Consider the following 13,271-nt stretch of genomic DNA (forward strand, 5'->3'; position numbering starts at 1 on the left):
ATTCTGGCATGGCGTCATTCGCGGTCGGTGCGGACCCAGTCTTTTTGCCGGCGCGACCAGAAACGCAGGTAGATCGCCAGCTTCGACAACGCGTACCAGGGCGCACGCAGCAGGTCCCACGGCGCCAGCACCGCCCGGCCCCACCCGGCCCACGCCGCCAGCACGGCGGCCGACAGGACGGCGAGCAGCCCGCAGGCGCCCCACACCGGCCCGGCGCCCGTGCCGGCGAAGCCCAGCACCAGCGCCAGCAACCACAAGGCGCCGGCCAGCATCACCAGCAACGCCAGCGGCGGCACCGCCAGGTCGAGCGCCAGGCCCAGCAGGCGCCAGTCGGCACGGCGCAAGGCCTGCTGCAGCATCGGCCACGCGTGGTCGACCAGCATGCCCAGGTGGCCGTGCTCCCAGCGGGTGCGCTGGCTGGCGATCGCCGCCGCGCTGGTCGGGAAGGTGCTGCGCACCCCCGCCGCTTCGCAGAACTGCGGCGCGTTGCCGGCCCGCGCCAGCACCAGGCCGAGCTGCATGTCTTCGACGATGCTGCTGTTGGCCAGCGGCGCCGATGCGATCAGCGCCCATGGAAACGCCATGCCGCTGCCGGTCAGTTGGCAGGGCCAGCCCAGCCGCGCGGCGCCGCGCGGCCGCACCCAGTTCTTGACCCGCCAGGCGAACTCGGCCACGCGGCCGTTCAGGCCCACCGCACCTTCGTGCGTCATCAGGTACTTGGCCTGGATCGGCGCGCCGCTGCGCTCGCAGGCCGCGGCCAATGCGTCCAGCGCGCCCGGCTCCAGCTGGCAATCGGCGTCGACGATCACCACCACCGGCGGCGGCGCCTGGCGCAGGTGCTCGACACCGAAGGCCAGCGCATAACCCTTGCCGCGCTCGGTCGCATGCTGGCGCTCGATCACCTCGGCGCCCTCGGCGCGGGCGCGCTCGGCGGTGTCGTCGCTGCAGTTGTCGGCCACCACCAGCACCCGGTCGCCGGGGCGCAGCTGGGTGCGCAGCGTGCGCAAGGTGGCGGCGATGCCCAGCGCCTCGTTGTGGGCCGGCACCAGCACCGCCAACGTGGGCCGCGGCGCCGCGCCGACACCGCGCCTGGCCGGCAGGCAGGCGGCGGCGATCTCGACCGTGAACACCAGCACCGGCACCGCCAGCACCAACACGGCCAGGCCCAGCAGCACGCCGACCAAGCTGGCGACGATCATGCCGCCCCCCCCGCGGCCGCGTGCGCATCGCGCCAGGCGCCAAGCAGCTTGGTCGCCTCGGTGTCGACCTGGTGGCGCGCCAGCACCCGGGCGCGCCCCGCCGCCCCCATCGCGCCCAGCGTCTCGGGTGTCGCAGCCAGGCAGGCGCGCATCGCGCGGGCCGCGGCCTCGGGCGAGCCGGCTTCGAACAGCCAGCCTTCGACACCGTCGCGCACCAGCTCGGGAATGCCGGCCACATAGGTGCTGAGCACGGGCCGGCCGACGGCCATCGCCTCCATGATGACGACCGGCAGCCCCTCGGCAAAACTCGGCAGCACCAGGGCGCGGGCGGCGATCAGCTCGTCGCGCACCTGTGCGCTCGAGATCCAGCCGGTGATGCGCACCCGGTCGCCCAGGCCGTGGCGGCGGATCGCCGCTTCGACCTCGGGCCGCATCTCGCCGTCGCCGGCCAGCACCAGCTCGAAGTTCAGCCCTTCGGCGGCCAGCTGCGCCGCCGCGTCGACCAACAGGAGCTGGCCCTTCTGTTCGCACAAGCGGCCGACGCACACCAACCGCGGTGCCGCACTCGGCGGCGCCGCGGCATCACCGAAGAACGAGGCTTCGAGGCCGCAGTGCACGACATGCACCTTGGGCCAGTCGGCCAACGCCGCCCAGCGCCACAGCTGGCTGCGGCCATAGGCGCTGATCGCGACCACGCCGTTGGCACGCTTGATCTTTTCGGCCAGGCCCAGGAACTGCGGCTTGTCGAACTCCTCCGGCCCGTGGACCGTGAAGCTGAACGGCGGGCCGCCCAGCGCATGGGCCAGCATCACCACCTCGGCCGAGTTGGTGCCGAAGTGCGCGTGCAGCTGCTCGGCGCCGCCTTGGCGCTGGAGCTCGCGCACCAGCGCGCAGGCCTCGGCCAGATAGATCAGGTGAAACGGCCACGGCCGGTCGGCCCGGCGCGCCATGCGCAGCGCCAGTGCCAGCGCGGCGAAGAAACGCCCCGGCGCGGCCAGCGCCTGCGCCAGCGTGGCGATCAGCAACTGCGCGACGCCGCTCTGCAGCAGGTAGTGCGTGCGGCCGCGCTCGGCCTGGTCGTCGGGGTCGACGACTTCGGCGTCCCAGCCGCGCACCGCGAAACGCAACACGCTGGCGCCCTGGCGCTCCAGCGCCGCGATCTCGCGCCGAATGAAGGTGTGGCTCACCTTCGGGTACTGGTTGACCAGGTAGGCCACACGCATGTCGACGCCCCTGCCGCTCAGCGCAGGTAGTGCCGCACCGACGCAGCGATGCCGCGCTCGATCAGCCCTTCGCGCGTGCCCACCGGCTGCCAGCCCAGCACTTGGCGGCTGTGGCTGTTGTCGAAGCGTGCCGTCAACTGGCGGCAGGCCCAGTCGTGGTAGCTCGGCACCTTGCGGTTCGGGTGGCGGATCGCGTTCTTGACCAGCTCCTTGGCCACGTCGAGCAAGAAGAACTTCCAGATCGGCGTCGGCGTGGCGCGCAGCTTCGTCTGCGTCAGCGTCGACACCGCGTCGACATACTCACGCGCACTCAGCAGCGGGCCGTCGGTCAGCAAGAACGACTGGCCCTCGATGCCGGGCTTGTCCAGCCCCAGCACCAGCGCGTCGGCGACATCGTCGACCAGCACCAGCGGCAGCTTGTTCTGGCCGTCGCCCCAATACTGCACCCGGGTGTCGCTGTGGAACATGCCGACCCCCCAGTGCGCCGGCGGGCAGCCTTCGCCGATCACCACCGCGGGGCGGAAGATCACCAGCGGCAGGCCCTTGCTGCGGTGCATGTCGAGCAGCAGCGCTTCGCAGGCGGCCTTCGAGCGGGCGTAGAGGTTGCGTGTCTTGATCGCGGCGTCCAGCGGCGTGCTGCCGTTGATCACCGTCGACGGGTTGGCGGCATCGTAGGAATCGATCGTGCCGGTGTAGATGAAGCGTTTGACGCCCGCCGCAAGCGCCGCCTCGGCCAGCACCTGGGTCGGCTTCAGGTCGTTGTCGACGTAGTCCTGCCAGCGCTGGCCGACCGCCTTGGCCAGGTCATAGACCACCTCGATGCCCTGCAACGCGCGGCCCACCGCTGCCGCGTCGTCGAGCGCACCTTCGGCCACCTCGACCGGCAGCCCCTCGAGCTCGTACAACGCCGTCGCCTTGCTGCGCGACAACACACGCACACCATGGCCCTTGGCCAGCAGGGCCTTCACCAGGCGCTTGCCGATGAAGCCGGTGCCGCCAATGACCAGCACGTTGGCCGGCTTCGACGGCGTGGCCTGCGCCGCAGGTTGCGCGCGCGGCGTCAACGACACGCCGGCGCTGGCGGCCACACGCTCGCAGGTGCGGATGACCTCGGCGCCGAAGCGGCCGTCCAAGCGCTCGTCCAGCGTGCCGGCGCGCACGCCGGCGTAGAACGCGGCCACGCTGCGCGCGATGCTGTCGAGGAAGACATTGGCCTGCGGGCCCTTCTTCAGCGTCGAGATGAACTGGCGCTGGAAATTGCCCCAGGCCTGTGCGCGCAGCGAGGCGCTGCTGCGCCGGCCTTGGCCCAGGCCGTCGAACAGCGCACTGTTGGTGCGGGCCTCTTGCACCTGCAGCAGGTCACGGTCGAAATCGAGGTCGGCGCTGGCGGCATAACCACGCACCCGCACGCTGCGGTCGGCCTGGCCCGGTTGTACCGACAGCTCCAGGCTGACCCCCGTGCCACCCTTCTGCCCCGTCAGGCTCCAGTGGCGGAACACGCGCTGCGCGCCGGGCAGGTCGATCGGCAGCGAGGCGCGCGCCTGCAGCTCGTCCAGCGGGCCGACCAGGTCGAGCAAAAAGGCCACCAGGTGCGGCCCCAGCTCGTAGAACAGGTTGGCTTCGGCGCGCAGCATCCAGTTGTTGTACGGGCCGAACTGGATCAGGCCGAGCGGGTACAGCCAGCGCAGCGCGACATGGTCGAGCCGGCCGATCGTGCCGTCCTTCACCTGCGTGCGCAGGCGCTCGTACGACGACAGGAACAGGAAGTTGTGGTTGACGCCCAGCTTGACGCCCTTGGCCGCGGCCAGGTCGGCCAGCGACGCACAGGCCGCCGCATCCAGCCCCATCGGCTTTTCGACGAACGCGTGCACGCCGGCTTCGAGGATCTGCCGCGTCACGTCGATGTGCAGCTGCGGCGGCACCAGCACGTGGACCGCGTCGACGCCGGACTTGAGCATGTCGGCCAGCGAGGTGAACACGCCCGCGATGCCGAAGCTGGCGGCCGCCGCTTCGGCGCGGCCGCGCGAGACATCGCAGACCGCGGTGATCTCGACCTCGGGCAGGGCCTGCAAGGCCTTGGCGTGGGCTTGCAGGATGTAGCCGGCGCCGAGCAGGCCGACGCGCATTCGTTGGGTGGTCATGACAGTTCTTCTTTTCGCTTGTTTACTTGTATTCGATGATGCGGAAGCGCCCCCTCAGGCGGTTCCATTGAAAGCGCAGCAGCCCGCGGCCGTTGGCCAGCTTGGCCAGCAAATTGAAGCGGGTGTAGAGCCAGGCGTCGGCGGCGCTGTCGCCCCGCCCGCGGCGAAAGCGAAAGATGCGCCAGCCCAGCAGCACATAGCCCCCCAGCAGCAGCAGGCTCAGGCCGCGCGTGGGCCAGGCGGTCAGCAGCACCAGCAGCGGCAGCGCGATGCCCCAGAGCCAGGTGCTCTTGCGCTCGCGGGCACAGTCGCGCAGCGGGCCATCGCCATGCAAAAAGGCGCGTTGGCCGATCGCATGGCCGGCGCGCACCGAGCGTGTCCACCATTGTGAGAAGCGGTGGATGTCGGCATCGTGACGGGCCATCGCGACGTCGAGCTTGCGCACCTGCAGGCCCGCTTCGCCGACACGCACGCCGAACTCCGAGTCTTCGCCGGCGATCACCTCGGGGCGGAAGCCGCCGAGCCGCTCGAACACCGCGAGCTTGACCATCATGATGCCGCCCAAGGCACCGAAGTTGTCGATCAGGCCGGCCGGCGACTGCCACTCGAGCGCGCACAGCCGGTTGTAGACCGAGGCCTCGGGCTTCATCTCTTGCAGGTGACCGATCACGACCGCCAGCTTCGGGTCGGCGTCGAGCGCGGCCTCGGCGGCATCGAGCCAGGTCGGCTGCATCAGGCAGTCGCCGTCGATGAACTGCACGTAGCGCAGGCCAGGGTGGCGCTGGTGCAGCAGCGCCGCGCCTTCGTTGCGCGCACGGGCGGCAGAAAACGGTTTCGCCGGGTCCAGCGGCAGAACCGCGTCGCACAGCGGGCGGGCGCGCTCCGGGCTGCCGTCGGACGAGCCGGAATCGACGTAGACCACCGGCCGCGGCTGCGCACGCAGCGCCTGCAGGCAGGCCACCAGCCGCTCACCCTCGTTGCGGCCGATCACCACCACGCCGGCGGCGGGCACCCCGGCGGCCTCAGGCGGCGTCATGGCGCGAGGCAGGGGATTGCGGGGGACGAGCGGGGTGGAAAACGGTGGCCATCGGTGGGGTGGCGCCCGGCTGCCGACGTTGGCAGGCCGGCCGCGGGGCAGGAGCAGCGCGAACCCGCTATTGTTGCTGACGCACGGCCACCAGCCCAGCGGCCGGGTGCAGCGGCTGCCTTTCGGGGCGGTACAAGCGTGCACAGGACACGCCCAGGCCGGTCAGCATGTAGGTCAGTTGCAGCACCACGACGATGCTGCTGGTGGTGACCAGCGTGAACATCACGGCCAGCGTGGTCGCGAGCAGGCAGGTGGCCATGTGGCGGCCCTCGGGCGACGCGTCCTTGTTGCGCCTGACGCCCCACAGCCCGAGCATCATCGACACCAGCATGCCGACGAAGCAGAACAGCCCGACGACGCCGGTGGTCAACGCCACCGCGAGGTACGAGTTGACGATGTCGATGATGCCCTGGCCCTGGCGCAACTCTTCCATGTAGTTCAGGTAGCCCGGCACGCCCAGCCACGGGCTCTGGCGGATCAGACCGAGCGAGATCTCGAGCAGGCGCTGGCGGTACTCGACGTTTTCGCTGTCCACGTTGCCGACGAAGGGCAGCATGTCGATCACGAAACCCATGCCCGGCACCACCGCCGCGATGCCCAGGAAGACCACTCCGCCCACAGCCAGCAGCAGCAGGTGCTTGACCGGCGCGCGGCCCATCGCCAGCATCAGCACAGTCAGCACCGCCGCACCCAGCCACGAGCCGCGGGCCAGCGACGCGGCCAGGCCGGCGATCAGGCCCAGCGTGCCGAGCCAGACCCAGGTCTTGCTCTTCAGCTCGGCGCGCACCACGCCCCACCAACCCCAGGCGATCAACAGCACGCAGCCCAGCATCAGCGAGTGGCCGGCCGAGGCCTTGGCGCGCAGGAAACCGGCCCGTTCGAGGAACACGATCATGTCCCAGTCGATGCCCCAGTGCACCGACACCGCGTCGTACAGCGGCCAGCGGCGCACCGACTCGAACATCGCCAGCACCGACAGGATCAGCGCCACCAGCACATAGGCGCGCATCGCGCCGGTCAACGCCTCGGGTTGGTTGAAGGCCCGGCTGAACACCCAGTACGGCAGCAGCGTGTCGATCGACAGCACGAAGGCCTGGCGGATCAGGTCGGTGGTCGACGCATAAGGCGCCATCACCGCGATCTGCACGACGAAATACGCGAGCACAAACCAGTCGGTGCCGATGCCCAGCAGGCCCGGGCGACGCGGGCCCTTCTTCGGCATCATCATGATCGCCGGCACCAGCAGCGCAAAGCTGAGCGCCCGCGAGTGGGTCATTTCGAAGAAGTTGCTGATGCCGCCCAGGCCCGGGATGTACGCCCCGGCATTGGGCACCGCCATCAACAGCAGCGCCCACAGCACGGCCGCGCGCTCGGCGCGGTCGCCCTCGGGCGCGAGGAACATGGCCACGACAGCAGGCATCGCCACGGCATAGACCCAGATGCTGGGCGTGACGAACGACAGGGTGGTGACCAGCAGGAAGGCCCAGCGCCACCGACGGATCTCGGGGCGGGCCGCTTCCGGCCAGGCCGCGCTGGCCATCCAGAACACGGGCAGCGCGACAGCCAGAATGACGATCAGCGCCTTGAGGTGAGCAAGCATGGAGCGGGGAAATGCCGCGACAGGCGGCGTGGCAAGCGTACCTCATGGCCTGTGCGGCGCCGCAGCGGCGGGTGCGGCACTGTTGGCGCCGACGCCGTCCGCATGCCATCTTTGGCCGGGATCACCCCCCAAAGGCAGTTGTCGAACCGGTTACAGCGCGAGTTCTTGGCGACAATAGGCGGCTTTGCCCAGCCCCAAGCCCCAAGCCCCAAGCCCCATGCCTGACGCCACCCCCGCCGACACGCCGGCCCCCAGCAGCCTGCGCCAGCGGGCCGGATCGGCGGCCCTGTGGATCGGCCTCGGCTTCGCGCTGACGCAGGCGGTGCGGCTGGGCAGCAGCATCGTGCTGACACGCCTGTTGGCGCCCGAGATGTACGGCCTGATGACGATGGGCACCGTCGTGATCTCGGCCGTCGTGATGATGTCGGACTTCGGCTTCTCGCAGAGCGTGATCCACAACCCGCGCGGCGACGACCCCGAGTTCCTCAACACCATCTGGTCGCTGCAGATCGGCCGCGGCCTGGCGTTGTGCCTGCTGATGAACCTGGCGGCGCTGGCGATGTACACCTCGCACAACTGGTGGCCCGGCCTGCTGCGCGGCAGTTATGCCGACCCCCACCTGCCGGGGGTGGTGGCGATCCTGTCGCTGGTGCCGATCGCGATGGGGCTCGAGTCGACCAACCTGGCGCGGGCCCAGCGCGCGCTGGCGATGGGCCAGGTGGTGCGCAACGAGGTCATCGTGCAGCTGGGCGTGACCACGCTGATGATCGTGCTGTCGATGCACTGGCCCGAGTTCTGGGTGCTGCCGCTGGGCTGGGTGGTGCTGTCGAGCAGCATCACGCTGCTGAGCCACCTCACGCTGCCAGGGCCCCGCAACCGGCTGGGCTGGGACCGCGCCGCCGCCAGCGCGGCCTGGCATTTCTCGAAGTGGATCCTGCTGTCCTCGCTGCTGACCTACCTGTTCCGCGAAGGCGACCGCATCCTGCTGGGCGGCCTGCTGACCTCGGCCGAGCTGGGCATCTACGCGGTCGGCGCGTTGCTGGTCAATGCGACGCGCGAGGTGATCTACCGGCTGGCGGCGTTCGTCGGCATGCCGGCGCTGGCCGAGGTGGCGCGCAACCAGCCCGAGCAACTGCGCCGGTCCTACCGCCAATGCCGCCTGCCGATCGATGTGGTTTGCCTGTTCGGCGCCGGCTTCCTGTTCGCCGCATCCGACCGCATCATCGGCGTGATCTACGACGGCCGCTACGGCGCCGCAGGCCATGCGCTGGCCATCCTGTCGCTGGGGCTGATCGCCTTCCGCTACACGATGATGGACCAGTACCTGATCGCCACCGGCGAGACCAACCAGCTGTTCAAGCGCGGCGTGCTGCAAAACGTGATGCTCTACACCGCCGTGCCGCTGGGCTTCTGGCAGTGGGGCATGACCGGCGCGCTGGCCGGCATCTTGCTCGCCCAGTCGGCCGTGGTGCCGTTCATGTTCAAGGTCCAGCACGATCGGGGGCTGCTCGACTGGCGCTTCGAGATCGGCACCCTCGCCATCTTCCCGGTGGGTTGGGGCCTGGGCTGGCTAGTGAGTTGAAATGCCTCCTGCGATGCAACTGACCACCATCATCGTCAGCTACAACACCCGCCATCTGCTGGACGAGTGCCTGGCCGACCTGCACCGGGCTGAAGCGGCCATCGGCGGCGGCGTCTGCGTGGTGGTCGACAACGCGTCACGCGACGGCTCGGCCGAGCACCTGCAGGCCCACCACCCGGACGTGCAGTTGATCCAGCTGGAGCAGAACGTCGGCTTCGGCCGCGCCAACAATGCGGCGCTGCCCAAGGTGCACACGCCGTTCGTGCTGCTGCTGAACACCGATGCATTCATGACGCCGGACTCGATCCGGCTGTCGCTGGACTACATGCAGGCCCACCCGCGCTGCGGTGTGCTGGGCGCCCGGCTGCTCAACCGCGACGGCAGCCCGCAACCCAGCGCGCGGCGCTTTCCCACGCCATGGAACGTGTTCCTGCTGCAGGCCGGGCTGGAGCGCTGGTTCACCGGCACGCCCCGCATCGACCCGGCCGACTTCGACGCCGAGCGCGCACAGGAGTGCGACTGGGTGCCCGGCTGCTACTACCTGATCCGCAAGTCGGTGATCGACGAGGTCGGCCTGTTCGACCCGCTGTTCTTCCTCTACGCCGAAGAGGTCGACCTGTGCCGGCGGGTCAAGAACGCCGGCTGGCAGGTGCATTACTTTCCCGATGCGCGCGTCGTCCATCTGGGCGGCGAGAGCGCCAAGTCCGACGGCGAAATCACCGCCAGCCGGCAGATCGACGCCCTGTCGATCGAGAGCAACCTGCTGTATTTCCGCAAGCACCACGGCCGCGTGGGCCTGGCGGCGCATGTGGTGTTCGAAGGCCTGGCCGCCCTGCTGGTCGGCACGCGTGAGCTGGTACGCCGCAGCAGCATCGCCCGCTTGAGCACCGGCATGCACCGCTGGCGCGCGACGCTGGGTCTGCTTTGGCAGACCAAGTTCGGAACAACGCCCACGCGCTGACCCCAAGGCTCAAGGCGCTCCGCCAGGAGCCGCCTTCTTCAAGTGGCGTGCGCGGATCTGGCTTTGCCAGGCCGCTGCGCGAGCCCCCTCGGGGGGCAGCCCCGACAGGGGCATGGGGGTCACAGCTTCTTGTACAGCGCCAACCACTGTGCCATCACCTCGGGCCAGCGCCAGGCGCGGGCCTGTTCGCGAGCGGCGATCGACATGCGCTCGGCCAAGGCCGGGTCTTCGGCCAGTTGGTCCAGGCAGGCGGCGATGCCGTGGGTGATGCCCTGCAGGCTGTCCGGCGCGACCAGGAAACCCGACTCGCCGTGGCGCACCAGCAGTTGCGGGCCGCCCCAGTCCAGACAGACCGGCGGCAAGCCCAGCGCCATCGCCTCTTGCACGACGATGCCGTTGGCGTCTTCGAGGCTCGGCAGCACCATGCCACGGTAGGCACCGAAGCTGGCAATCAGGTCCTCGTGCCGCTCGTACCAGTCGAGAAATCTCACCCGCTGCTGCAGCCCCAGCTCTTCGACCAGCGCGCGGCAGGCTTCGAGCTCGGGGCCGCGACCGACCACATCGAGCTCGATCGGCAAGCGCGTGTGCACCAGGCTGCGCAACGCCAGCGCCGTGCCCTTGTGAAACACCAGCCGGCCGAAGTGCACGAAGCGCAGGTTAGTGCCCTGGTGCGTCAGGCGTGGGCGCTCGAGCAGGGCCTGCGGCACACCGCAGTCCACCGTGTCGACCAAGGTCGCCGGGGCGATGCCGGCGGCCAGCAGCGACTGGCGCGTGCGATCACCGCCGGCCACCAGGATCAATTCGGCCCCGCGCCTGAACAGCGGCTGCCAGCGCCGCAGCCACTGCAGCGGCATGTGCAGCCGGCGCCGCAGCGAGGCACTGACGCTCTCGCGGTGGCGAAACAGCGCCGGGTAGTAGATGTTGCCGTTGACGGGCCCGAGCACGTTCGGAAACCGGCGCGACAGCCAACGCGGCATCACCGGCGAGTTCGGCTCGACTTGGTGGATCACCACCTTCTGGCCCGGCCGGGCGCGCTCGGCGGCCAGCCGTTCCGCCATGCGGACGGCCTTCCAGCAGAACCAGGGGTTGAGCAGCGCGCGCAGCACCACCGATTCCCAGATGGTGCGCGAGACCCAGGTGTCGGCGACAAAGCTGACGCCGGTCAGGCCCAGCCGATCGGCGACCTCGGCGCGGTTGCGGTCATGGGTGATCTGCAAGGTGTTGGGCAACACCCGGCGCAGTTCGCGCAGGATCTGCAGCGCCTTCATCGCTTCGCCGCCCATCTGCTCTGAGACATTGGGCGCTATCAGGATCACGAGCAAATCGGTCTCGGGCACGGTCGGGTTCAAGGTCGGGAAGCGGGGGCAGCGGTGATCGGCCGACGACAGGCGCCGGGCCCGCAGCATAAAGCCTCGGCGCCCGTGGCCTCGCTGCCGCCCACCAGCACGGCCTGCACGGCCGGCACGGGCCTCGACCACAAGCAAGAAAACCGCCGGCCTTGCAGCATCGACGGCCGAGGGCCACCAGAGCCCGGGCGCAAAGGAAAAGCCGCCGGGCTTTGCAGCACCGGCGGCTTCGGGATGTGCGCTTCAGCTCAGCTTAGCGGGTGCAACCAGCCCACCAGCATTGCTTGGTGTCGCGGTACGGCAGCACAGCTTGCCACTTGACGTTGCCATTCTGGTTCTGCGTTTCCTTCAGGCCCCAGATGCCGTACTTGCTGGGCTTGTACACGTGGTTGTACAGCGTGTAGGCCTGGCCACCAACCGCTTGCCAGTCGGCCAGCGTGCGGGAGTAGGCGGTGCCCATGCGGGGGTCACGGTTGGCGGCGGTCATCAGGTTCAGCCATTGCTGGTCGGTGTCGCCGGGGGCCATGATCAGGTGCTGGCCACCTTCGTAAGCCATCAGCGGCAGGCCGCGGGCGGTGGCTTCGTTCTTGTTGGCGTTCATCCAGGTCTTGACTTGGGCGACGGCGCCGTCGATGTACGACTCGCGGGTCTTGCCATACAGCGGCGGGGTCACCTTGTTGCCGTTGGCGTCCTGGCCCAGGATTTCCTGGAACAGCTTGTTCAGACCACCGTCCGGCTCGGCGTACCAGGTCTTGACCGTGCTGCGCACCGACAGGTCACCGATGTAGCCACCGAAGTAAGGCGCCACCGTCATCGCGTCCATGCCCTTGTAGCAAGCCTGGCCGACCTGGGCCACCGCGTACGGGCAGTCCATCTGCATCTTGCTGACCCACGAGTTCGAGGCCTGGCCGTTGAACACGCACTTGAGGCGGTTGGCATCGGCACCGAATTCGGCCTTCATGATCTTGCACAGCTGCGCCGAGCGCATGCCGTACCAGCTGGGCTGCAGGTCATAGACGCTGACACCCTTCTTGATCTGGTCGGGCCAGGTCGCTGCGGCCTGCTCGCGCATCCACACCGCTTGGCTGAAGGCGTAGTTCCAGGGCTCGTTGCTGTATTCGACGATCAGGTTCAGCTTCGGGGCCAGCGTCTGCTTGAGCTGGCGGGCGAACTTCATCGCGTAGTCATCGGTGGCGTGGGTCGGCAGGTTGATCCAGGGATCGGCACCCACTTCGTTGGCCAGCGACACCATCGCGTTCACCGGCACACCGGCAGGGCCCGTCCACAGCGCGTCGTTCCAACGCGGGCGGTCTTCCCAGTTCGCCAGCGGCGAGCTGTTGGTGCGGTTCCAGTCGAGGAAACGCAGCGTGCGGAAGCCCTTCAGGTCGGCCACGTAGTTCGGGTGCCAGGTGCGGCCCGAGAGGTTCTCGAAGGTGACCAGCGTGCCCAGGCCCTTGGCGGTGCAGTCGGCGGTCGACAGCGAGAACACGGTCTTGTCACCGCTGCAGACGCCACCCGGGGGCAGCACGCGGATGTTGCGGATGTAGTTGGTCGGGTCGGTGGCGCGGATCGTCAGCAGCAGGCCAGCGTTGTCGCTGTTGGTGACGTTGACGATGTCACGGCCCGGGGTGGACTCGGCCGCCACCTTCGAACCGGCCAGGCCGTATTCGACGGTGCCCGAGCCTTCGTACAGCACGGTGTACTTGCCGGCGGCGTGCACACGGGCGTCGTCCTGGAACATCAGCACCGACACGGTGCGGTACTTGACGCTGGTGTCGTTGGAGGCCGGCAGGCTGGTCGGCCAGCCGTTCGCGTCGACCTTCATCTTCGACTGTTCCAGCGTGTCCCAGCTGCTCTGGCCGTTCGTGAAGTCCTTGCAGCCGGCATCGCGCGGGTAGCTGCACTGGGTGAACCAGCCGCCGGCGCGCTTGAATTGGTCGATCGTCGCCACGTCGGGCGAGTAGTAGTCGAAGCTGTTCAGGTTCACGCCCACGCCGTGGTTGGACGGGGTACCAGCAGCTTGCGCCGAAATCGAAGCGGTCAGCGCCAACACCGTGGCAGCGGCCAGCGAGGCGGGGCGGGAGATCAGGTTGAATTTCATCGTGTGTGCCTTTTGGTGAACGTGGGCTATG

General features: G+C 69.2%; 9 protein-coding genes. 2 read left to right on the top strand and 7 right to left on the bottom strand.

Annotation, left to right across the window (positions count from 1 at the left end; translation table 11 throughout):
- Positions 1-14 precede the first annotated feature (14 nt).
- From ACE3SG_RS22645 to ACE3SG_RS22665, 5 genes are all read right to left on the bottom strand, one after another.
- Positions 15-1,199 (bottom strand): glycosyltransferase family 2 protein, encoded by a 1,185-nt coding sequence (locus tag ACE3SG_RS22645; RefSeq protein WP_374568487.1) that lies wholly within the window; start codon positions 1,197-1,199, stop codon positions 15-17.
- Positions 1,196-2,422 carry a glycosyltransferase family 4 protein gene (locus ACE3SG_RS22650; protein ID WP_374568488.1) on the bottom strand — a complete coding sequence of 409 codons (1,227 nt, stop codon included), beginning with the start codon at positions 2,420-2,422 and terminating at the stop codon, positions 1,196-1,198. The genes ACE3SG_RS22645 and ACE3SG_RS22650 overlap by 4 nt, the downstream gene beginning before the upstream one ends.
- Before the next feature lie 17 nt (positions 2,423-2,439).
- Entirely contained in the window at positions 2,440-4,563 is a 2,124-nt protein-coding gene (locus ACE3SG_RS22655; protein ID WP_374568489.1) for an NAD-dependent epimerase/dehydratase family protein, read from the bottom strand.
- Between the two features lie 22 nt (positions 4,564-4,585).
- Entirely contained in the window at positions 4,586-5,599 is a 1,014-nt protein-coding gene (locus tag ACE3SG_RS22660) for a glycosyltransferase family 2 protein (protein ID WP_374568490.1), read from the bottom strand.
- A gap of 118 nt (positions 5,600-5,717) precedes the next feature.
- Positions 5,718-7,250 (bottom strand): O-antigen ligase family protein, encoded by a 1,533-nt coding sequence (locus ACE3SG_RS22665; protein ID WP_374568491.1) that lies wholly within the window; start codon positions 7,248-7,250, stop codon positions 5,718-5,720.
- A gap of 217 nt (positions 7,251-7,467) precedes the next feature.
- On the opposite strand from ACE3SG_RS22665, the gene ACE3SG_RS22670 reads away from it, so the two are divergent.
- Positions 7,468-8,832 carry an oligosaccharide flippase family protein gene (locus ACE3SG_RS22670; protein ID WP_374568492.1) on the top strand — a complete coding sequence of 455 codons (1,365 nt, stop codon included), beginning with the start codon at positions 7,468-7,470 and terminating at the stop codon, positions 8,830-8,832.
- A gap of 13 nt (positions 8,833-8,845) precedes the next feature.
- A complete protein-coding gene (locus ACE3SG_RS22675; protein ID WP_374568493.1) occupies positions 8,846-9,793 on the top strand; it encodes a glycosyltransferase family 2 protein in 948 nt (315 codons plus the stop codon).
- 119 nt (positions 9,794-9,912) lie between these two features.
- On the opposite strand, the gene ACE3SG_RS22680 is transcribed toward ACE3SG_RS22675, so the two are convergent.
- Both ACE3SG_RS22680 and ACE3SG_RS22685 read right to left on the bottom strand, forming a co-directional pair.
- Positions 9,913-11,142: a glycosyltransferase family 4 protein gene (locus tag ACE3SG_RS22680; RefSeq protein WP_374568494.1), complete on the bottom strand. Its 1,230-nt coding sequence runs from the start codon at positions 11,140-11,142 to the stop codon at positions 9,913-9,915.
- A gap of 250 nt (positions 11,143-11,392) precedes the next feature.
- Positions 11,393-13,240, bottom strand: coding sequence for a hypothetical protein (locus ACE3SG_RS22685; protein WP_374568495.1), 1,848 nt, complete (start codon positions 13,238-13,240; stop codon positions 11,393-11,395).
- Positions 13,241-13,271 lie beyond the last annotated feature (31 nt).

Origin of the sequence: Ideonella sp. (assembly GCF_041914305.1) — a bacterium.
In the GTDB taxonomy this organism is placed as follows: Bacteria; Pseudomonadota; Gammaproteobacteria; order Burkholderiales; family Burkholderiaceae_C; genus Ideonella.